Here is a 20,688-nt window from a genome sequence, read left to right as displayed (position 1 = left end):
GCAAAAGACATCAAGGATTAATGCGCAATCGGCTGCGTACCGTGCGCTGTGCGAACGTGCTTGTACTTGAACAGCGCGAGGAACGCGAAGAACAGCACCAGCGAATACGCCGCGAAGATCAGCCACACTGGCTGCCAGTCGGTGATACCGTTGGTGGTGTACATCTCAACCACTTTACCGCTCACCACGCCGCCCAGAATACAGCCGAAGCCGTTAGTCATCATCAGGAACATGCCCTGCGCGCTGGCGCGGATTTCAGGCTTCACCTCTTTTTCCACAAACACCGAACCGGAAATGTTGAAGAAGTCGAAGGCGCAGCCGTAAACAATCATCGACAGAACCAGCAGCACGGTGCCGAACGCGCTCGGGTCGCCGTAGGCGAACAGGCCGAAGCGCAGCATCCACGCGGCGATACTGATCAGCATGACGTTTTTGATGCCGTAGCGACTCAGGAAGAACGGGATGGTCAGGATGAACAGCGTCTCGGAGATCTGCGAGATGGACATCATCACCGACGCGTGCTCAACGATAAAGCTCCCGGCAAACAGCGGATCGTTATCGAAGCTGTGCAGGAAGGTGTTGCCGAACATGTTGGTGATTTGCAGCTCCGCGCCCAGCAGCATGGAGAAGATAAAGAAGATCGCCATGCGCTTGTTTTTGAACAGGGCGAAGGCGTCCAGGCCAAGCATGGTGCTCCAGCTCTGGTTTTTCTGCTGGTTAGACACCGGAATGGTTGGTAGCGTCAGGGTGAACAGCGCCAGCAGTACGGAGAGCGCTGCACCAATATACAGCTGCATGTGGCTCAGCTCGAAGCCCGCGAAGCTCACGCCCCACATCGCCATGATAAAGCCGATGGTGCCCCAGATACGGATTGGCGGGAAGTCGGTGACGATATCCAGGCCGGCAGATTTCAGGCGGTAGTAGGAGATGGAGTTGATCAGCCCAAGCGTTGGCATATACGCCAGCGAGTTAAGCAGGATCACCATAAACATCGCCCCCGGCGTGGTCACTTCGGCCGCCATAAACAGCGTCCCCGCACCCACCAGATGGCAAAGCATATACAGCCATTTCGCACTTAACCATTTATCCGCCACGATACCGAGCAGCGTTGGCATGAAAACAGCCGCAATACCCAGCGAGCTGTAGACGGCACCGATTGACGCACCATCAAACTTGAGCGTCACAAACATATAGGAGCCGAGTGTAGTCAGCCAGCTACCCCACAGGCAGAACTGCAGAAACGACAAGATTTTAAGCTGCAGCTTAAGGTTCATGTTACTTTCCTCACAAGTGAGCGGGAGATATGTTGTTATAGGAACATTCAGGGTTGTTATTTGATGCAATTTTATCAGTTGGCAACGATATGTTTTGTTACCTCCCGCAAAAAAATGCAATCCACATTAATTTGCAGTTTGGATTGTGATGCAAATAACATTTTCGTATGGGTGGAGGATAGGTGCGGCCTGATGCCCTCACCCTGACCCTCTCCCACAGGGAGAGGGGAAGCAGAACACCTTCTCCTTGCTGGAGAAGGTGTGTTGATTATCGACGACGATAATTTTTCTGCGCCGTATTCACCTTATACAGGTACCGGCGGGATTCCGCAGACGGGTGGCGGGTGGTGAGGGTGGAGTAAACATCCCCCGGCGCCATGCTGTTGATGATGTTCGCAGCCTGCACTTTGTCATTCGAGAAGACGCGCAGCACGCTGCCCGCGCCGCCGTTATAGGCGGTGATTACCGCGTAGCGACGCGACGTCGGGTTATCAATTCCGCCGAGATAGACATTGTTCAGCATCGCCAGATAGGCCGTGCCGGTATCAATATTGCTTTGCGGATCGAACAGGTAGCTGCGGCTCGGCGTGCCGGATTTCCCCTGCGAGCGGAAGACGTCTTTACCGGCGCTGTGCTGGACAACCTGCATCAGCCCCAGCGCGTCGGAACGGCTCACCGCGTACGGGTTGAACGAGGATTCGGTCTGCATAATCGCCAGGATCAGCGACTCGTCCACGCCATACTTACGCGACGCCTGACGCACCATGCCCAGATACTTATGCGCACGCTTGTCGAGGTGGTTCGGGACAAGGTTAATGGTAACGCTGTAGATAATCTTCAGGCCGTTAGAGCGGCTCTTCAGGCGCGTCTGCAGCAGGTAGTCGGCAAATTTCGTGGCGCGACCTTCCCAGCGGATCGGCTGTCCTGTCTGGTCGACAACCTGACCGTACAGGAACGGCTCTTTCGAAATGGTGATGTCGTCCGCATCGGAGTAGAGATCGATAGATCCCGGATCGTCACCCATCAGCAGGGTTTTGACGATCGCCTGACGCAGCCGTGCCGCAGGGTCGGTGCCTGCGATGGTCTCAATGGTGATCGTACCCTCATCAAAGTTGATGTGGCTACGGGTCAGATAGGCGTCGGTGTACTTAACGTAGTCCTTCGGTCCGGCAATAAGAACTTCGTTAAATCCCCATATGTTCTCGATGTTATGGGCAAACTGCCCCATCAAAATGTCAAAACCGTTGGTGTCCTTGACCCAGGCTTCGTTGTAATCATCGCCTTTTTTGGACGAGCACGAGACCAGCAACGGCGCAACAAGGGCTAGCGCTAAAAGTTTTTTCATCATTCCGGGAGTGCGTGTTGTGTTTGCTTTTACGGCGGGGTTTCACCCGCACGCTGTTATTTTTCCGGCGGCGTATAGCCTTCGATGTGGACGTCTTTGCCCTCGAACAGGAAGCTCACCATCTCCTGCTCCAGCAGCTTGCGGTGCTCCGGGTTCATCATGCTGAGCTTCTTCTCGTTGATCAGCATGGTCTGTTTTTTCTGCCACTGTCCCCAGGCTTCTTTGGAGATCTCGTTATAGATGCGCTTGCCCAGGTCGCCCGGGTAGAGCTGGAAATCCTGGCCTTCAGCGTCGCGCTGCAGGAAAGTACAAAAAATGGTTCTGGCCATACGTATTCCTCTTTGTGTTGCCGATGCTAAACCATTGCACCGGCACGTAATTGCTGTAACAGGCGCTCCACGGGAGCCGCCAGCCCGACTGATGGCGGTTGCGCTAAGTTATACCAGAGAGCGGTGCCTTCATCCATGCAGGAGGTGAATGAGGACACGGGAAGCCACATCGGTACTATATCCAGATGGAAATGGCTGAAGGTGTGGCGAAACGCGGTCAGCTGCGTCAGGGTATCTGCCGCAATGCCGCGCTGTTTAAGCCATTCACGCAGCAAGTCTTCATCTTCAAACTGTGGGAAGCAGTATAGACCACCCCACAGACCGCTCGGCGGACGCTGGGCGAGGAAGACCTCGTCACCGTGCTGCATCAGCAGCATATAGCCGGTGCGCTCCGGCAGCGTCTGTTTAGGTTTCTTACCCGGATACTGCGCCCATGACTGGTTGGCATACGCCACGCAGAGGTTGTTCACCGGGCAGAGTTCGCACTTCGGTTTTGAGCGCGTGCAGACCATCGCGCCAAGATCCATCATCGCCTGGTTAAAACGCTCTACGCCCTTCGCCGGGGTGACCGCTTCAGCGATCTCCCACAGGCGTTTTTCAACGTCTTTCTTACCCGGCCAGCCGTCAACGGCGTAGCAGCGTGCGAGCACGCGCTTCACGTTGCCGTCGAGGATCGGGAAATGCTTGCCTAATGAAAGGGAGAGGATCGCGCCTGCGGTTGAACGTCCGACGCCGGGCAAATCGGCCACCTCGTCGAAGGTTTCCGGGAATTTACCGTTGTGGCGGGTGGCGACCTGCTGCGCGGCCTTGTGCAGGTTGCGCGCGCGGGCGTAATAGCCCAGCCCGGTCCACAGGTGCAGCACTTCGTCCAACGGCGCGTTTGCCAGGTCGGTGACCGTCGGGAAGCGTGCCATAAAACGCTCGAAGTAAGGGATCACGGTGGCGACCTGCGTTTGTTGCAACATCACCTCGGAGAGCCATACTTTGTAGGGCGTTTTTTCAATTTGCCAGGGCAGGGTTTTACGCCCGTATTTGTCGTACCAGTCCAGCACCTGGGCTGAAAATTGAGAGGCTTGCATGGTCATCGATTCGCATAATCAGGGACGCAGATTGCAGCACAGCGTCAATCTGCTGTAAACCGGATCTTTCCCATGCTTGCATAGAAGCCTTAACTTTGGATAATGCCCGTTTCCCGAACATTCTCACAAGCAGACAACTCTTTTATGAAAAACGACGTCATTTCACCGGAATTTGATGAAAACGGTCGCCCGCTGCGCCGTATTCGCAGCTTTGTCCGCCGTCAGGGCCGCCTGACCAAAGGGCAGCAACACGCGCTGGACAACTACTGGCCGGTGATGGGCGTTGAGTTCAGCGAGCAGCCGCTCGACTTTACCGAGCTGTTTGGCCGCGACGCGCCCGTCACGCTGGAGATCGGGTTTGGTATGGGCACCTCGCTGGTCACCATGGCGAAAGCGCGCCCTGAGCAGAACTTCCTCGGCATTGAAGTACACTCCCCGGGCGTCGGTGCGTGCCTGGCAACGGCCCACGAAGAGGGCGTTGAGAACCTGCGCGTGATGTGTCACGACGCGGTGGAAGTGCTGCACAAAATGATTCCTGACAATTCTTTGAACATGGTTCAGCTCTTTTTCCCTGACCCATGGCACAAAGCGCGTCATAATAAACGCCGTATCGTTCAGGCACCGTTTGCCGAGCTGGTGAAAAGCAAGCTCAAGCTGGGCGGCGTTTTCCACATGGCGACCGACTGGGAACCTTATGCGGAACACATGCTGGAAGTAATGTCGTCGCTGGACGGGTACAAAAATCAGTCCGAGAGCAACGACTACGTACCGCGTCCGGAATCGCGTCCGGTGACAAAATTTGAACAGCGTGGCCATCGTCTTGGTCACGGCGTATGGGACTTAATGTTCGAGAGGGTGAAATAATGGCAAAGAATCGTAGCCGTCGTCTGCGTAAAAAGATGCACATCGAAGAATTCCAGGAAGTGGGCTTCTCCGTTGCCTGGCGTTTCCCGGAAGGCACCAGCGTTGAGCAGATCGACCAGGACGTTGATGCGTTCATCAACGAGGTGATCGAGCCTAACAAGCTGGCCTTCGACGGTAGCGGCTACCTGGCATGGGAAGGTCTGATCTGCACCCAGGAAGTTGGCAAATGCACCGAAGAACATCAGGCCCTGGTTCGCAAATGGCTTGAAGAGCACAAGCTGGAAGATGTCCGCGTGAGCGAACTTTTCGACGTTTGGTGGGACTAATAAAGCAGTAAGCGGGCCAGCATTAGCTGGCCCATTTTGTCTGAGGGAGTGTTTAAGATGCGCAAAACGTTGCTGGCTGTTGCTTTGATGGCAACCGGATTCACCGCCCATGCGGATTATCAATGTAGCGTCACCCCGCGTGATGACGTGGTGTTAAGCCCGCAAACCGTGCAGGTCAAAGGCGAGAACGGCAATCTGGTGATTACGCCGGAAGGGAACGTCACCTTTAACGGCAAACAGTACAACCTGACTGCCGCACAGCGTGAGCAGGCGAAAGATTATCAGGCCGATTTGCGTACCGCGCTGCCATGGATTAATGAAGGCGCCCTGACGCGCGTCGAAAAGAGCCGCGTCGCGCTGGACAAAATCATCACTAAAGAGGTGGGGGAGAGCAGTAATATGCGCTCCCGCCTTACGAAGCTCGACAAGCAGCTCAAAGAGCAGATGAACCGCATTATCGAGACGCGCTCTGATGGCCTGACGTTCCACTATAAGGCGATCGATCAGGTCCGCGCTGACGGCCAGCAGCTGGTGAACCAGGCGATGGGCGGCATCCTGCAGGACAGCATCAACGAGATGGGCGCCAAAGCCGTGCTGAAAGGCGGCGGTAACCCGCTGCAGGGCGTGCTGGGCAGCCTGGGCGGCTTGCAGACTTCCATTCAGAACGAGTGGAAGAACCAGGAAGATGATTTCCAGCAGTTCGGCAAAGACGTGTGTAAACGCGTGGTGTCGCTGGAAGACAGCCGGAAGGCGCTGGTGGGGACGCTGAAGTAAGTTCTCTGCGCGCTGGGCCCCTCACCCCATCCCTCTCCCCAAGGGAGAGGGTGTAATTTTTCCCTCTCCCTGTGGGAGAGGGTTAGGGTGAGGGCATCAGGCAGCGCAGTCGTTGCCTGATAGCCATTAACACCTCCTCCTCGTTTGTCCTGAATTCGTTATTCCAGAACCGTAGTATTTCCCAGCCGTTCGCATTCAAAAATTCAGTACGACGTGAATCATAGGTTTCGTTATTCTGATGTTGGCCACCGTCCAGCTCGATAATCAGCTTTGCCTTAAAACAGGCAAAATCCACGATATATGCACCAATCGGCATCTGGCGGCGAAACTTATAGCCAAAGAAGCGGCGTCCCCTGAGTAAATACCAGAGGCGTAACTCTTCGGGCGTCATTTGTTTACGGAGTTGTTTTGATTTTTCCATCCCCACACTCTGCCAGCCTTTCCCTTAGCTGGCAGAACGGGATGCGAAATCCTGAATCAGCCTTCAGGAATCTTCAGCGAGGAACAGCTCAAGAAGGGAGTTTAAGAACAGCTTGCCGTGCTCGGTGATCTGCCAGCATTCCTCACTCTCGGTGAGATACCCCTTTGCCAGCGCTTCGTCAATCTGCGGACGAATCACCGATTCCGCCAGGCCGGTGTACAGCGAAAACTCCGCGCGCGGCGCGGCTTCCAGCAGGCGGAAACGGTTCATAAAGAACTCAAACGGCTTATCCGCCGCCTCAACGTCGTGCTGACGCTCCAGGTAGCGGCCTTCCATATACCCGCGCGGGTGGCGGGTTTTGGCGGTGCGCAGAATACGCCCGTCCGGGAAGGTCACCTTGCCGTGGGCGCCGCAGCCAATCCCCAGATAATCACCAAAACGCCAGTAGTTCAGGTTGTGCTGACACTGATAGCCCGGCTTCGCGTAGGCGGACGTTTCATACTGCTGATACCCGGCAGCGGTCAAAAGCTTGTGGCCCTGCTCGAAGATATCCCACAGCGCGTCGTCATCCGGCAGCACCGGCGGGCGTGAGCCAAACAGCGTGTTCGGCTCGATGGTGAGCTGATACCACGACAGGTGCGGTGGATTCAGTTCAATTGCCTGGCGCAGGTCGTCCAGCGCCTCTTCCAGCGACTGATCCGGCAGGCCATGCATCAAATCGAGGTTAAAGCTGCGCAGCCCAAGCCCCGTTGCCAGGTTCGCCGCGCGCTTCGCCTCTTCCGGGCCGTGAATGCGACCCAGACGCTTCAGCTTCGGCTCGCTAAAGCTCTGCACGCCGATGGAGATGCGGTTCACGCCCGCGCGCTGATACTCGACAAAACGGTCGGCCTCAACGGTGCCAGGGTTGGCTTCCATCGTAATTTCCGCATCCGCCGCCAGGTTCAGGCGTGCACGCACGCCGTCCAGCAGCGTCTGCATCGCCGGGCCGGACAGCAGGCTCGGCGTACCGCCACCAATGAAAATGGTCTTAACTTCACGTCCCTGCGCGTACGGCACATCGGCGTCCAGGTCGGCCAGCAGATGCGCGACGTAGTCATCGTGCGGCACTTCGCCCTTCAGCGCGTGCGAATTGAAATCGCAGTACGGGCATTTCTGCACGCACCACGGGATATGAATATAAAGACTCAGAGGCGGCAAATTAGCCATTACGCAGTGCTTCCAGTAACAGTTTCAGCGCGCGTCCACGGTGGGAAATCGCGCTTTTCTCTTCGCGGGTCAGTTCCGCAGCGGTTTTGCCCTCGGTTGGGACAAAGAAAATCGGGTCGTAGCCAAAGCCGCCGTTGCCAGCCGCTTCACGGGTAATCACGCCCGGCCAGCTGCCGTGACAGACAATCGGCGTCGGGTCTTCCGCATGACGCATGTAGACCAGCACGCAGTGGAACTGTGCGGTACGCTGTTCGTCGGGAACGTCCTTCAGGGCCACGAGCAGCTTTTCCAGATTCTGCTGGTCGGTGGCGTCCACCCCGGAATAGCGGGCGGAGTAAATCCCCGGCGCACCGCCGAGAAAATCCACGGCCAGACCGGAGTCGTCGGCAATCGCGGGCAGGCCGGTTACCTGCGCCGCATGGCGTGCTTTCAGAATGGCGTTTTCGATAAACGTCAGGCCCGTCTCTTCGGCGGACTCCACGCCCAGTTCGGTCTGAGCCACCACGTCCAGCCCAAAATCATTTAATAGCGAGGCCAGCTCGCGCACTTTACCGGCGTTACCGGTCGCGAGAACAACTTTCTGCATGGTTTAGTCCTGTTCTGTCAGAGCCGCGACTTCCGTCGGGATAGATTGCGGATTAAGGATTTTTACCTGTTTATGCCGCCCAAGTTCACCTTTTTCAATGATGACCTGGCTTTTGGCGACGCGAAACTGTTTTGCCAGATATTTGGTCAGATGCGCATTCGCCTGGCCATCGACCGGTGGGGCGGTGATGGCGACCTTTAGCTCGTCGCCATGCAGCCCAACAATACTGTCACGGCTGGCTTTCGGCTGAATATACAGCCGTAAAACCAGCCCGTCGGCGCAGGTGCTTACTGCACTCATAGCGCCATCCACAGCCCCGGCAGCAGCATATCGCCCGTAGACTGGAGCAGTTCGGCGATCCCCATGTTGATCACATAGAGCAGCAGCACCAGGATCATCGGGGAGAAGTCGATGCCGCCCATGGACGGAAGCAGGTTACGGATCGGACGCAGCAGCGGCTCGGCCAGCTGAATCAAGGCATACTCTACCGGGCTACGTCCCTGGCTTACCCAGCTCATGATCGCCATCACCAGCAGTACCCAGAAGATCAGCAAACCGACGGTTTTGATCAGAATCAGGACGGCGGCAATCCAGATAATCGGCTGGAAGGTGATAACCATAAACAGCACGATGGCTTTGAGCACGCTCAGAATAAACGCCACCAGCAGCGAAGCGCTGTCGATGGGGCCCATGGCCGGGATAATACGGCGCAGCGGTCCGACAACAGGTTGCGTGATTTTCACGACAAACTGGGAGAACGGATTGTAAAAGTCACAGCGGGCCCACTGCATCCAGACGCGCAGCAAAAGCGCCATCGTGTACAGCTCAATGACCGTTGAGAGCAGGAAAGTCAACGTCTTCATGGCGTTCCTCAGGTTTCCTTATTATTTGGTGTAGTCGCGCGCACCGAAAATGGCTGTGCCGATGCGCACCATAGTGCTGCCTGCCGCGATGGCGGCTTCCATATCATCCGACATGCCCAGTGAAAGCGTGTCTACCGTTTCATAGCGCGCTTTAAGCGCCTCAAATGCTACAGCCATTTGCTGTGCCACGGCAAACTGCCTTTCATAACTTGACTCAGGTGCCGGAATGGCCATCAGCCCGCGCAGGGTTAAGCGCGGCAGAGCGGCCACCTCTGCGGCCAGCGCATCCAGCTCGCTCAGCGCAATGCCGGACTTGCTGTTTTCATCACTGATGTTGATTTGAATCAGCACGTTAAGCGCAGGCATCTCCGCCGGGCGCTGGTCGCTCAGACGGGAAGCAATACGCAGACGGTCGATGGTATGGCACCAGTCAAAGTGCTCTGCTACCAGACGGCTTTTGTTCGACTGCAGGGGACCAATAAAGTGCCATTGCAGATCGGACGTCTCCTGCTCCTGGAAGTAGCGAATTTTATCCACACCTTCCTGCACGTAGTTTTCGCCAAACGCCCGGTGACCTGCAGCAATCGCTTCTGCGATAGCGCTCGCAGGCTTGGTTTTGCTGACTGCAAGCAACGTAATTTCTTCTGAAGCACGGCCGCAACGCGTTGCAGCGGCTGAGATTTTGTCCCGGACCTGTGCCAGGTTATGCGCAATGTCGTTCATTTTCCGAGGAGTAGTCTATGGATGTGGAAGAAATTGTGGCCCTTAGTGTAAAGCATAACGTCTCCGATCTACACCTGTGCAGTGATTCACCACCGCGCTGGCGCAGATTGGGCCGCCTTGAGCCGGCCCCGTTTCCGCCGCCCGATGTCGGGGCGTTGCTAAAGGCGTGGCTCAACGACGAACAGCAGGGCGCATGGTGGGCAAACGGGCAGGTCGATTTTGCCGTGACGGTCGCAGGAGACCAGCGTCTGCGCGGCAGTGCGTTTAAGCAGATGAAGGGCATCTCCGTTACCCTGCGGCTGTTGCCGCGTTCCTGTCCGCAGCTCCCTTCGCTTGGGGTGCCGCGCGCTATTCCCGAACTGTTGTCCAGCGACAACGGGTTGATTCTGGTAACGGGAGCGACCGGCAGCGGTAAATCCACCACGCTGGCCGCAATGGTCGACTTCCTCAACCGCCATACTGACGGCCATATCCTCACGCTTGAAGATCCGGTGGAGTTTATGTACCAGAGTGAACGTTGCCTGATTCAGCAGCGGGAGATAGGCCAGCACAGCCCATCATTTGCAGAGGCGCTGCGCAGTGCGTTACGCGAGGACCCGGACGTTATTTTGCTGGGGGAGCTGCGCGACAGCGAAACGATCCGCCTGGCGCTGACGGCGGCGGAGACCGGGCATCTGGTGCTGGCGACGCTGCACACGCGCGGGGCAGCACAGGCGATTGAACGGCTGGTCGATACGTTCCCGGCGCAGGAGAAAGATCCGGTGCGTAACCAGCTGGCCGGCAGCCTGCGGGCAGTGCTGGCGCAAAAGCTGCTTCCCGATCTTCAGGGCGGGCGCGTCGCGCTGTACGAGCTGCTGGTAAACACCGCGGCGGCGGCGAATCTGATTCGTGAGGGGAAGACGTGGCAGCTGCCCGGCATCATTCAAACCGGCCAGCAGGCGGGAATGCAGAACTTTGACCAGAGCCTGGCGGAGAGACGGGCACAGGGGCGGCTGTAGGCCCCTGCGTTAAAAGCCCTGTTCGAAGTAGCTTTCGAGGATGATAACGGCTGAAGCGGAGTCTACGCTGCCTTTGTTGAGCGCCCGGAAGCCACCGTGTTCAAACAGGCCTGCACGCGCTTCGACGGTGCTGAGACGCTCGTCGTGAAGCTTCACGGAGACGCCAAAGCGGCCATGGATTTTATTGGCGAATTTACGCGCGCGGGCGGTAAGCGGTTGCTCGGTGCCGTCCATGTTCAGCGGCAGGCCGACAATCACGTCGTCCGGCTGCCACTCTTTGAGCAGGCGCTCAATAAGGTTCCAGTCCGGCGTGCCGTCGTTAGCTTTCAGCGCCGTGAGCGGGCGGGCGGTGCCGGTGATCCGTTGACCCACGGCGACGCCGATGCTTTTGGTGCCGAAGTCGAAGGCGAGAAGGGTGCCGCTCATTACGCGTGCCCCGCTACGCCAGGCATGGTCAGAATATCAATGCCAATCAGCTTTGCCGCGTCACGCCAGCGATCGGCAATAGGGGTTTTAAACAGAATATTCATGTCCGCAGGTGCGGTAAGCCAGGCGTTATCGAGGATCTCTTGCTCAAGCTGGCCTTTCTCCCACGACGAATAGCCCAGCGCCACCAGCACTTCGGAAGGCTGCTCAGCGGTGCCCAGCGTTTCAAGCACGTCGCGCGAGGTGGTGATCACGGTGTTATCGGAGATGCGAATGCTGGAAGAGAATACCGGCGGGGTATGCAGGATAAAGCCGCGATCTTCGGCAAGAGGTCCACCCAGCATCACCGGTTTATCAAGCCGGATTTCCGGCAGGCGCGCTTCAGCCGAGATTTTCAGCTTGTCCAGAATCCCTTCAACCTGCAGGTTTTCCAGCGGTTTGTTGATGATAATACCCATCGCGCCGTCTTCATTGTATTCACAAATATAAACCACGGCGCGGCGAAAAATCGGATCCTGGAGAGCAGGCATGGCAATAAGAAAGTGATGCTGTAAATTCATTGTCAGAGGTACTGTTTCCTGGTTTAAAAAGCGACAGCGCCCAGTATGGGGATAAACCCAGGCGCTGTCACAGTTTATTTCTGTAAACGTTTTTCGATAGCGTCCATCAGCATTCCGGTGATCGAGATCGGGAACTCCGCTTCGATTTCGCGAATGCAGGTTGGGCTGGTGACGTTAACTTCAGTCAGGCGATCGCCGATGATATCCAGGCCAACAAAGATCAGGCCTTTGGCTTTCAGCGTTGGGCCAACGCGGCGGGCAATTTCCCAGTCGCTTTCGGTTAGCGGGCGCGGCTCGCCGCGGCCACCTGCCGCCAGGTTACCGCGGGTTTCGCCTCCCTGTGGGATACGCGCCAGGCAGTAAGGCACCGGCTCACCGTCCACGACCAGCACGCGCTTATCGCCATCTTTGATCGCTGGAATATAGTTTTGCGCCATGCAGTAACGCGTGCCCAGCTCGGTCAGCGTTTCGGCAATCACGCCAATGTTCGGGTCGCCTTCCTTCACGCGGAAAATAGACGCGCCGCCCATGCCGTCCAGCGGCTTCATGATGATGTCGCCGTGCTTCTGCCAGAATTCTTTCAGCTGCGTTTTGCTGCGGGTGACCAGCGTTTCCGGCGTCAGGTCAGAGAACCAGGCGGTGTAAAGCTTCTCGTTGCAGTCGCGCAGGCTCTGCGGCTTGTTGACGATCAGCGTCCCTTTCTCTTCGGCACGCTCAAGGATGTAGGTGCTATAGATGTATTCGGTGTCAAACGGCGGATCTTTACGCATCAGGATGACGTTGAGGTCGGCCAGGGCAATGTCCTGCTCGGTGCCGAATTCGTACCATTTGTCGTAGTTCTGCTCGACGTTAACGATGCGGGTGCGTGCGCGGGCTTCACCGTTGATCAGATAAAGATCGTTCATCTCCATATAGTGGAGCTCATAGCCACGACGCTGCGCTTCCAGCAGCATGGCGAAGCTGGAATCTTTCTTGATGTTAATGTTTGCGATGGGATCCATCACGATGCCGAGCTTTATCATGTTCTTCTCCGTTAATACTTCAACCCAGATCGCCAAACCGTACCTGTAGCGCGGTTATGGCCGTGAGTGCCGTTGTCTCAGTGCGCAGAACGCGAGGTCCCAACAGAATATCAGTAAACTGGTAGCGCGCCGTCATCGCAATTTCGTCCGCCGACAGGCCGCCTTCGGGGCCAATCAGCAGGCGTACACGCTCAACGGGCAGCGGCAGCGTATTGATGCTGGCGCTGGCGCGCGGATGAAGATTGAGCTTCAGCCCGCTTTCCTCTTCTGCACACCAGTCCTCCAGATCCATCGCCGGGCGGATCTCCGGAATACGGTTGCGACCGCTCTGTTCGCAGGCCGCAATGGCGATTTTCTGCCACTGCTGGATCTTTTTGTTCAGACGTTCCGCATCCAGTTTAACGCCACAGCGCTCGGAAAAAAGTGGCGTAATGAGGCTTACACCCAACTCAATGGATTTTTGAATGGTGAATTCCATCTTTTCTCCGCGCGACATCACCTGCCCAAGGTGGATGTGTAGCGGCGATTCACGGTCGTCCACTTCGCCGCGCAAGACATTCACATGCACGCTTTTTTTATCAGCCCGCGTGATTTCCGCGTCGAAAACCTGATTAGAGCCGTCGAACAGCTGTATTGCCTGGCCAGCCCCCATGCGCAGCACGCGGCCAACGTGGTTAGCGGCGTCGTCAGACAGAGCGATCTCGCTGCCTGCGGTAATCAGTTCAGGGTGGTAAATGCGGGGAATGCGCATAGTCAAAAATTCCATATGTCATGCGGTATAAGCGAATTGCCGTAGTGTAGGTTAGCTCTTTTGCGCCTGGCAAGCCCGCTGGACGTAAGGGTTATGATTCCCCTGGACTCTGGCGATACGTTCGTCGCGCTGGCATTCCCATTCCGTCACCGGATACTGCTTATCCCAGGCATTGAACAGCTGCGTCTGCTGGCGTGAAAGGTTGAGGTCATAACGGTCACGCATGTAGAAGTAGGTGCGGGCGATGCTGCCGCGCGCGCGGGCAGGGGGCTCGGCGACTTTCTCTTTGAAATCTACCTTCATACCGCACTGGCCGTACTGGCCTTCGCCACCGTTCCACTGGCTATACATGAAATTGCCGCGATCGCCGTTCACTTCACCAACCGCAGGCTGCAGGTTATGCATGTCGCTTTCCATCTGGCGATAAACCGGATCTTTGGCGCAGTTTTTACGTCCGCCGTCCTGCCAGCACTGGCGCTGGTGACCAAACTGCCAGGCCGGAACGACATGCTCCCACTCGATGCGGCTGGCGCGGTTTTCGTTTTTACGCACCTTATAGCCGCAGGATTCGAGGTCAACGACCCCTTTTTTGCCCTGCCAGTTAATTTTGCAGCCGCAGTAGAAATCGCCCGGCACATCGGCGTTCACCTTCACGCCTGCTGCCTTGGCCTGGGAAAAACTGTTGATACCGTCGGCCAGGGCCTGACCGGAAAGCGCCGTCGCCAGAAAAGCGACCGCGAGAGAAACATTACGGGACATCTTACACTCCGTGTCAAAACGAGCCCGCAACGTAACGAATGTTGTTCCTGTATGCAATCAGTCAGATCAGGAAAGTTCCTGAAAGTTCAGGTGATTACTCTGCAATCAGCGGTTCGCCGCATTTGACGCAGCGGTAGGTCGCCTCGCCGCGCACCACGCGGTTATGGCGGCGGACGGTAAGCTGGTGCTGCTGACACTGGCAGCGGTAGGGGAAGGTATTGCGGCGTACCGATTCCAGCTCGAACTGATGGGTACGGCGCGCCGGAACGCCGAGCACCGCTTCCATCATCCATTTCCACTCTTTTCCATGCGGCGCGACGCGGCCAAAATGCTTCCATACCAGAAGGTGCGCCAGCTCGTGCGGCACCACTTCTTCAATAAACGCCTGCTGGTTTTCCATCATCAGCACCGGGTTCAGGCGGATCTCGTACGATTCCAGCCAGGCGGTGCCGGCTGCGGTGCCGCGCTGCTGATAGACCAGCTTCGGTTCAGGGTAATTGCGGCCGAGTTTCAGATTCGCCTGGGCAAGTTTTTCCCGCAGGCTGCGCATAACGGCTTGCTGAATGGCGATGGGGAGACGGGGAGCTTTCATAGGGGCAGAGCATAAAGCGGGAAGCGGGGAGGCGCAAGAGGCGCCTCCCGCAAGAGGATTAGTCGTGGGCGCCGATTTCGCGCAGCGGACGACCTTTCATCAGGTTACGTTCAATATGTTCCAGAGAAACATGTTTGGTTTCTGGAACCAGCCAGATGGTCAGCACAATAAAGAAGATATTCAGACCGGCGTAGACCCAGAAGGTGTTGGCATTGCCCAGGGTGTTGAGCATGGTCAGGAACGTTGCGCCGACGATCATGTTGGCAATCCAGTTGGTTGCGGTAGAGCAGGTGATACCAAAATCACGCCCTTTCAGCGGCTGGATTTCAGAGCACAGTACCCAAATCAGCGGACCGGCGCTCATCGCAAACCCGACGATAAACATCAGCAGCATACCCACCGCGAAGTACTGGGCGGTTGGGGAGTGGATGCCCACATGCATCATCGTACCGAGGACACCCATACCGGCCGCCATCACCAGGAAGCCCAGCGTCAGGGTTGGCTTACGACCCCAGCGGTCCACCAGGCCGATGGCGATAAAGGTCGCCAGCACGTTGGTCAGGCCCACGATGACGGTGCCCCACATCTGCTCGGTGGTGTTGGTGTAACCCGCCAGTTCAAAGATTTTTGGCGCGTAGTACATGATGACGTTCATCCCGGTGAACTGCTGCATCACCTGCAGCAGCACGCCGAGGAACACCGCCCGACGGAAGTTGCTGTTCTCTTTAAACAGCGCCCAGCCGGACTGTTTTACCTTCAGGCTTTCGCGGATCTCTTCCAGCTCGTTTTTCGCTTCCGCGCTGGTATCGCGCAGGCGGAGCAGCACGCGTTCGGCATCAACGAAGCGGCGCTTGGCGGCAAACCAGCGCGGGCTGTCCGGCAGGAAGAAGACGCCAATCAGCAGCAGAATGGCCGGGATGATGATCACGCCGAGCATCCAGCGCCATGCGCCGCTGTAGCTGAACGCGGTATCGGACAGGTAAGCGCCGAGAATACCGATGGTGATCATCAGCTGGTACATGGAAATCATACTGCCGCGGATTTTCTCCGGCGCTATTTCGGAGAGGTAGAGCGGGGCGGTGTAAGACGCCACGCCCACCGCAAGGCCCAGCAGCACGCGGGAAAGAATAAGCACTTCAACGTTAGGGGCGGCAGCGGAGAAGAGCGAACCGGCGACGAAGAGGATCGCACCGATCATCAGGCTCTTTTTGCGTCCGAGCTTGAAGGAGAGCCAGCCGCTGCCGACGGCCCCAACGGCCGCACCGAACATCATGGAGCTAACCACCCATTCCTGGGTATGCGCGTTAATCTGGAATTCGTCTGCGATGAAGGGAAGAGCGCCGGCAATGACGCCGATATCCAGGCCAAAGAGTAATCCTGCCAGGGCGGCGAGGAAGCAGACGAAGAAAGTCATCGCCTTGTTGGACGTACGCCCCTGTTTTTTATTGTCAGGCATTATGCCCTCCAGTTGGGTTATCAGTTTTATTGATGATAAGGGTAGGTGAGCGACCCATAAAAATATGTGAGATTAATCACAATGGTGTAATCGGTTACACTGACGTGCAACCGTAAAAATTATTAAAGCTTTGAAAATATAGAGGTAAACGAGGTGATACGTATCGCGTTTGTTTGAAATTCAGACTTAACTGAAAGGAAATGTAACAGCAGAAGAAAGGCGAACATGCAAAGAGATTATTCTGAAAGCAGAGTGGTGCCGGTGCGGTGTAACCGCTTTCAGTTGTGCGGCTTTAGCCGCCACCCGACATAAAAAAAGCCAGCACAAAGGCTGGCCTGTTTAATACTCTCGGCTGTCGATTATTTCAGACCGGCAGCTTCACGCAGCAGAGCGGCTTTGTCGGTTTTTTCCCATGGGAAATGTTCACGACCAAAGTGACCGTATGCAGCGGTTTCCTGGTAGATTGGGTGCAGCAGATCCAGCATCTGAATCAGGCCGTATGGACGCAGGTCGAAGAACTCGCGCACCAGCAGGGTCAGCTGTTCTGAAGGCACTTTCTCCGTACCGAAGGTTTCCACCATGATGGAGGTTGGCTCAGCCACGCCGATTGCGTAGGAAACCTGAATCTCACAGCGGTCGGCCAGGCCGGCAGCAACGATGTTTTTCGCCACATAACGTGCAGCGTACGCGGCAGAACGGTCAACTTTAGACGGATCTTTACCGGAGAACGCGCCGCCACCGTGACGCGCCATGCCGCCGTAGGTATCAACGATGATTTTACGACCGGTCAGGCCGCAGTCGCCCATTGGGCCGCCGATAACAAAGCGTCCGGTTGGGTTGATGAAGAATTTGGTTGCTGAGCTCAGCCATTCGGTCGGCAGTACCGGCTTGATGATCTCTTCCATCACTGCTTCCTGCAGGGATTTCTGATCGATCTCTTCGGCATGCTGGGTAGACAGCACCACCGCGTCAATACCGACGATTTTGCCGTCGTCGTATTGGAAGGTGACCTGGCTTTTCGCATCCGGGCGCAGCCACGGCAGGGTGCCGTTTTTACGCACTTCAGCCTGACGCTGCACCAGACGGTGTGCGTAGGTCACAGGCGCTGGCATCAGCACGTCGGTTTCGTTGGTTGCATAACCGAACATCAGGCCCTGGTCGCCCGCGCCCTGTTCCAGCGGATCGGCACGGTCAACGCCCTGGTTAATGTCCGGAGACTGTTTGCCAATCGCGCTCAGCACCGCGCAGGAGTTGGCATCAAAGCCCATATCAGAATGCACATAGCCGATCTCACGCACCGTGTTACGGGTGATCTCTTCGATATCAACCCATGCGCTGGTGGTGATCTCACCGCCAACCAGAACCATGCCGGTTTTGACATAGGTTTCACACGCTACGCGCGCTTTAGGATCCTGCGCCAGGATCGCATCCAGCACCGCATCGGAGATTTGGTCAGCAATTTTATCAGGATGTCCTTCTGATACGGACTCGGACGTAAACAGGTGTTTTGCCATGTTTTATTTCACCTAAGAGGAATTTGGTTAGCTCAAGCTGCTGTGTGGAATAGCCAAAGGAGATAATTCTACCAAGGCCTGCAGGTTTTTGACACTGGCAGTATGAGTGTTAATCAGTATAGATGGATTAACATCTGGATGGCTATTTTAGGTCACTTCTTCGCCCGATTTCCAGTTTTTTTTGATTCATCTCTCACTGCGTTGAAATGGCTGCTGGAAATTTTTCCTGACGCTGCTGGCAACACGCGTATTTTTGTTTTGCTTTTTAGCCCCCTTCTCGGTATAAAACGCGGCGCGCGGCTCATATAAAATCAGCGCTCGATGAATACATCGTGTCGCCACTTCCAGCCGGGTTGAGCAGTGAACTTTTAGCTTTGGCTTGGGGTCCGTTTCATCAGAGGCGGCCGTGGAGGTGATACGAGATAATGAACCATCGTTTTCCGCTAATTCAGCGCTGCCGTTCTGGCGCGCCATTGATTCCCGCAACCCGCATTTCTAGTCTGCAAACCTGCCGATGTTATACCCATCTCGGCGCTTCTCAGGATTCAAGGGCCGGTTACGCTCTGTGAAAACTGAACAAGGGCGCTCTTGTTAATACAAGAGTTTTCTCGTGGTTTCGCCGAACCTTGTCATACAGAGTTCGGATACGTGTTTTACAATGATATGAATAAGAAACCGGTCGCACGGTCTGGATTTCAGCATACTCTGCTGGGAAACGGAGCCGTTTATGGGTTGTTATCGCCGTATAACGCTGCGATAGTAGTCAACTGTTTTACACTTAATACAAAGAGTTGAGGTTCGCTATGTCTGACGACATGTCTTCTTTTTCGCCTTCGTCAGCGGGCGAACAGGGTGTACTACGTTCTATGCAGGAGGTTGCGATGAGCTCCCAGGAAGCCAGCAAGATGCTGCGCACTTACAATATTGCCTGGTGGGGCAATAACTACTACGACGTCAACGAACTGGGCCATATCAGCGTCTGCCCGGATCCGGACGTTCCTGAAGCGCGCGTGGATCTCGCTAAGCTGGTGAAAGCCCGTGAAGCGCAGGGCCAGCGTTTGCCTGCACTGTTCTGCTTCCCGCAGATCCTGCAACATCGCCTGCGTTCCATTAACGCCGCGTTCAAGCGCGCGCGTGAATCCTACGGCTATAACGGCGACTACTTCCTGGTTTACCCGATCAAGGTGAACCAGCACCGCCGCGTAATCGAATCCCTGATCCACTCCGGCGAACCGCTGGGACTGGAAGCAGGCTCCAAAGCGGAGCTGATGGCGGTTCTGGCGCACGCGGGCATGACCCGGTCGGTGATCGTCTGTAACGGCTATAAAGACCGCGAATACATTCGTCTGGCGCTGATTGGCGAGAAGATGGGCCACAAGGTCTATCTGGTTATCGAGAAGATGACCGAAATTGCCATCGTGCTGGAAGAGGCCGAGCGTCTGAACGTGATCCCACGCCTAGGCGTACGTGCGCGTCTGGCGTCGCAGGGTTCCGGTAAATGGCAGTCTTCCGGCGGTGAAAAATCCAAGTTCGGCCTCGCGGCGAACCAGGTGCTGCAGCTGGTGGAGATCCTGCGCGAGCGCGGTCGTCTGGACAGCATTCAGCTGCTGCACTTCCACCTCGGCTCGCAGATGGCCAATATTCGCGACATCGCCACCGGCGTGCGTGAGTCCGCGCGTTTCTACGTTGAGCTGCACAAGCTTGGCGTGAATATTCAGTGCTTCGACGTGGGCGGCGGCCTGGGCGTGGACTACGAAGGAACCCGCTCCCAGTCCGACTGCTCGGTGAACTACGGCCTGAACGAATACGCCAACAACATCATCTGGGCGATTGGCGATGCCTGTGAAGAGCACGGCCTGCCGCACCCGACGGTGATTACCGAATCTGGCCGCGCGGTTACCGCGCACCATACGGTGCTGGTGTCTAATATCATTGGCGTTGAGCGCAGCGAAATCACCGAAGCGACGCCTCCGCAAGATGATGCCCCACGTTCCCTGCAAAGCATGTGGGAAACCTGGCAGGAAATGCACGAGCCGGGCACGCGCCGTTCCCTGCGCGAATGGCTGCACGACAGCCAGATGGACCTGCACGATATCCACGTCGGCTACTCGTCAGGCACCTTCAGCCTGCAGGAGCGCGCGTGGGCCGAGCAGCTCTATCTGAACATGTGCCATGAAGTGCAGAAACAGCTCGACCCGAGCAACCGCGCGCATCGTCCGATTATCGACGAGTTGCAGGAGCGTATGGCGGACAAAATGTACGTCAACTTCTCCCTGTTCCAGTCGATGCCGGATGCCTGGGGTATCGACCAGCTGTTCCCGGTTCTGCCGCTGGAAGGGCTGAACCACGCCCCGGAACGTCGCGCGGTGCTGCTGGACATCACCTGTGACTCTGACGGCGCGATTGACCACTACGTTGACGGTGACGGTATCGCAACGACGATGCCAATGCCGGAGTACGATCCGGAGAACCCGCCAATGCTGGGCTTCTTTATGGTGGGTGCGTATCAGGAGATCCTCGGCAACATGCACAACCTGTTCGGCGATACCGAAGCGGTTGACGTGTTTGTCTTCCCTGACGGCAGCGTCGAGGTTGAGCTGTCCGACGAAGGGGACACCGTGGCGGACATGCTGGAATACGTGCAGCTGGATCCGAAAAAACTGCTCACCCAGTTCCGCGACCAGGTGAAAAACACCGGTCTGGACGACGCGCTGCAGCAGCAGTTCCTGGAAGAGTTTGAAGCGGGTCTGTACGGGTACACCTACCTGGAAGACGAGTAGGTAAAACTCCCTCTCCCGGTGGGAGAGGGTTGGGGTGAGG

General features: G+C 56.5%; 26 protein-coding genes. 7 read left to right on the top strand and 19 right to left on the bottom strand.

The annotated features are described in order from the left end of the window. Positions 1 to 17 precede the first annotated feature (17 nt). From ACMGGH_RS01615 to mutY, 4 genes are all read right to left on the bottom strand, one after another. Positions 18 to 1,274 (bottom strand): nucleoside permease, encoded by a 1,257-nt coding sequence (locus ACMGGH_RS01615; protein WP_041908317.1) that lies wholly within the window; start codon positions 1,272 to 1,274, stop codon positions 18 to 20. A 268-nt stretch (positions 1,275 to 1,542) separates the two neighbouring features. Then, complete coding sequence (gene mltC / locus ACMGGH_RS01610; protein WP_045260773.1) at positions 1,543 to 2,619, bottom strand: membrane-bound lytic murein transglycosylase MltC; 1,077 nt, start codon at positions 2,617 to 2,619, stop codon at positions 1,543 to 1,545. Positions 2,620 to 2,675: 56 nt separating this feature from the next. After that, the gene (locus ACMGGH_RS01605) at positions 2,676 to 2,948 is read right to left on the bottom strand and encodes an oxidative damage protection protein (protein ID WP_023309138.1); all 273 of its coding nucleotides are present in this window, start codon (positions 2,946 to 2,948) and stop codon (positions 2,676 to 2,678) included. 26 nt (positions 2,949 to 2,974) lie between these two features. Continuing rightward, positions 2,975 to 4,027 carry an A/G-specific adenine glycosylase gene (gene mutY / locus ACMGGH_RS01600; protein ID WP_169804859.1) on the bottom strand — a complete coding sequence of 351 codons (1,053 nt, stop codon included), beginning with the start codon at positions 4,025 to 4,027 and terminating at the stop codon, positions 2,975 to 2,977. Between the two features lie 144 nt (positions 4,028 to 4,171). Here mutY and trmB point away from each other — a divergent pair, with 144 nt between their 5' ends. From trmB to ACMGGH_RS01585, 3 genes are read left to right on the top strand one after another with little or no spacing between them, the layout of a single operon-like run. Beyond that, entirely contained in the window at positions 4,172 to 4,891 is a 720-nt protein-coding gene (gene trmB / locus ACMGGH_RS01595; protein WP_028014376.1) for a tRNA (guanosine(46)-N7)-methyltransferase TrmB, read from the top strand. Further along, positions 4,891 to 5,217, top strand: coding sequence for a YggL family protein (locus ACMGGH_RS01590; protein WP_028014375.1), 327 nt, complete (start codon positions 4,891 to 4,893; stop codon positions 5,215 to 5,217). Before trmB ends, ACMGGH_RS01590 begins: the two co-directional genes overlap by 1 nt. A 57-nt stretch (positions 5,218 to 5,274) precedes the next feature. Next, on the top strand, positions 5,275 to 5,991 hold the full coding sequence (locus tag ACMGGH_RS01585; RefSeq protein ID WP_041908321.1) for a DUF2884 domain-containing protein: 717 nt from the start codon (positions 5,275 to 5,277) through the stop codon (positions 5,989 to 5,991). Between the two features lie 82 nt (positions 5,992 to 6,073). Here the strand turns inward: ACMGGH_RS01585 and ACMGGH_RS01580 are convergent, their stop codons facing one another. From ACMGGH_RS01580 to ACMGGH_RS01555, 6 genes are all read right to left on the bottom strand, one after another. Beyond that, on the bottom strand, positions 6,074 to 6,412 hold the full coding sequence (locus tag ACMGGH_RS01580; protein WP_028014373.1) for an endonuclease domain-containing protein: 339 nt from the start codon (positions 6,410 to 6,412) through the stop codon (positions 6,074 to 6,076). A gap of 63 nt (positions 6,413 to 6,475) precedes the next feature. Further along, a complete protein-coding gene (hemW, locus tag ACMGGH_RS01575; RefSeq protein ID WP_232948821.1) occupies positions 6,476 to 7,618 on the bottom strand; it encodes a radical SAM family heme chaperone HemW in 1,143 nt (380 codons plus the stop codon). Then, a complete protein-coding gene (locus tag ACMGGH_RS01570) occupies positions 7,611 to 8,204 on the bottom strand; it encodes an XTP/dITP diphosphatase (RefSeq protein ID WP_010435473.1) in 594 nt (197 codons plus the stop codon). Before ACMGGH_RS01570 ends, hemW begins: the two co-directional genes overlap by 8 nt. Before the next feature lie 3 nt (positions 8,205 to 8,207). Next, positions 8,208 to 8,504 carry a DUF167 family protein YggU gene (gene yggU, locus ACMGGH_RS01565; protein ID WP_014885193.1) on the bottom strand — a complete coding sequence of 99 codons (297 nt, stop codon included), beginning with the start codon at positions 8,502 to 8,504 and terminating at the stop codon, positions 8,208 to 8,210. Next, positions 8,501 to 9,067 (bottom strand): YggT family protein, encoded by a 567-nt coding sequence (locus ACMGGH_RS01560; protein WP_045260768.1) that lies wholly within the window; start codon positions 9,065 to 9,067, stop codon positions 8,501 to 8,503. Before ACMGGH_RS01560 ends, yggU begins: the two co-directional genes overlap by 4 nt. 21 nt (positions 9,068 to 9,088) lie before the next feature. Then, positions 9,089 to 9,790, bottom strand: a complete 702-nt coding sequence (locus ACMGGH_RS01555) for a YggS family pyridoxal phosphate-dependent enzyme (RefSeq protein ID WP_028014370.1) — start codon at positions 9,788 to 9,790, stop codon at positions 9,089 to 9,091. Between the two features lie 17 nt (positions 9,791 to 9,807). On the opposite strand from ACMGGH_RS01555, the gene ACMGGH_RS01550 reads away from it, so the two are divergent. After that, complete coding sequence (locus ACMGGH_RS01550; RefSeq protein ID WP_041908325.1) at positions 9,808 to 10,788, top strand: type IV pilus twitching motility protein PilT; 981 nt, start codon at positions 9,808 to 9,810, stop codon at positions 10,786 to 10,788. 9 nt (positions 10,789 to 10,797) lie between these two features. Here ACMGGH_RS01550 and ruvX read toward each other — a convergent pair whose 3' ends face one another. The 9 genes from ruvX to ACMGGH_RS01505 all read right to left on the bottom strand — a co-directional run bounded on the left by ruvX (position 10,798) and on the right by ACMGGH_RS01505 (position 18,342). Then, positions 10,798 to 11,214, bottom strand: coding sequence for a Holliday junction resolvase RuvX (gene ruvX, locus ACMGGH_RS01545; RefSeq protein WP_021242076.1), 417 nt, complete (start codon positions 11,212 to 11,214; stop codon positions 10,798 to 10,800). Next, positions 11,214 to 11,774, bottom strand: a complete 561-nt coding sequence (locus ACMGGH_RS01540) for a YqgE/AlgH family protein (protein ID WP_028014368.1) — start codon at positions 11,772 to 11,774, stop codon at positions 11,214 to 11,216. Before ACMGGH_RS01540 ends, ruvX begins: the two co-directional genes overlap by 1 nt. A gap of 74 nt (positions 11,775 to 11,848) precedes the next feature. Continuing rightward, on the bottom strand, positions 11,849 to 12,796 hold the full coding sequence (gene gshB / locus ACMGGH_RS01535) for a glutathione synthase (protein WP_041908326.1): 948 nt from the start codon (positions 12,794 to 12,796) through the stop codon (positions 11,849 to 11,851). A 19-nt stretch (positions 12,797 to 12,815) separates the two neighbouring features. Continuing rightward, positions 12,816 to 13,547 carry a 16S rRNA (uracil(1498)-N(3))-methyltransferase gene (rsmE, locus tag ACMGGH_RS01530; protein ID WP_232948822.1) on the bottom strand — a complete coding sequence of 244 codons (732 nt, stop codon included), beginning with the start codon at positions 13,545 to 13,547 and terminating at the stop codon, positions 12,816 to 12,818. Between the two features lie 51 nt (positions 13,548 to 13,598). After that, on the bottom strand, positions 13,599 to 14,306 hold the full coding sequence (endA, locus tag ACMGGH_RS01525; protein ID WP_028014365.1) for a deoxyribonuclease I: 708 nt from the start codon (positions 14,304 to 14,306) through the stop codon (positions 13,599 to 13,601). A gap of 94 nt (positions 14,307 to 14,400) precedes the next feature. Beyond that, positions 14,401 to 14,898: a SprT family zinc-dependent metalloprotease gene (locus ACMGGH_RS01520; protein WP_028014364.1), complete on the bottom strand. Its 498-nt coding sequence runs from the start codon at positions 14,896 to 14,898 to the stop codon at positions 14,401 to 14,403. Positions 14,899 to 14,956: 58 nt separating this feature from the next. Further along, positions 14,957 to 16,354, bottom strand: a complete 1,398-nt coding sequence (gene galP / locus ACMGGH_RS01515) for a galactose/proton symporter (protein WP_028014363.1) — start codon at positions 16,352 to 16,354, stop codon at positions 14,957 to 14,959. A 359-nt stretch (positions 16,355 to 16,713) separates the two neighbouring features. Then, positions 16,714 to 17,868: a methionine adenosyltransferase gene (gene metK / locus ACMGGH_RS01510; RefSeq protein ID WP_041908329.1), complete on the bottom strand. Its 1,155-nt coding sequence runs from the start codon at positions 17,866 to 17,868 to the stop codon at positions 16,714 to 16,716. 186 nt (positions 17,869 to 18,054) lie between these two features. Further along, complete coding sequence (locus ACMGGH_RS01505) at positions 18,055 to 18,342, bottom strand: hypothetical protein (protein WP_041908330.1); 288 nt, start codon at positions 18,340 to 18,342, stop codon at positions 18,055 to 18,057. On the opposite strand from ACMGGH_RS01505, the gene ACMGGH_RS01500 reads away from it, so the two are divergent. The 3 genes from ACMGGH_RS01500 (at position 18,294) to speA (ending at position 20,648) form a co-directional block, all read left to right on the top strand. Next, positions 18,294 to 18,437: a hypothetical protein gene (locus tag ACMGGH_RS01500; RefSeq protein WP_418721940.1), complete on the top strand. Its 144-nt coding sequence runs from the start codon at positions 18,294 to 18,296 to the stop codon at positions 18,435 to 18,437. The two genes, ACMGGH_RS01505 and ACMGGH_RS01500, sit on opposite strands and share 49 nt — an antisense overlap. Before the next feature lie 94 nt (positions 18,438 to 18,531). Then, positions 18,532 to 18,663 (top strand): acid stress response protein YqgB, encoded by a 132-nt coding sequence (gene yqgB / locus ACMGGH_RS01495; protein ID WP_127312443.1) that lies wholly within the window; start codon positions 18,532 to 18,534, stop codon positions 18,661 to 18,663. A gap of 8 nt (positions 18,664 to 18,671) precedes the next feature. Continuing rightward, positions 18,672 to 20,648, top strand: coding sequence for a biosynthetic arginine decarboxylase (gene speA, locus ACMGGH_RS01490; RefSeq protein WP_028014361.1), 1,977 nt, complete (start codon positions 18,672 to 18,674; stop codon positions 20,646 to 20,648). Positions 20,649 to 20,688: the final 40 nt, after the last annotated feature.

Source organism: Enterobacter sp. BNK-16, assembly GCF_048684955.1.
In the GTDB taxonomy this organism is placed as follows: domain Bacteria; phylum Pseudomonadota; class Gammaproteobacteria; order Enterobacterales; family Enterobacteriaceae; genus Enterobacter; species Enterobacter bugandensis.
Note: the sequence above shows the minus strand (reverse complement) of the source record. Positions and strands in the feature narration are given on the sequence as shown.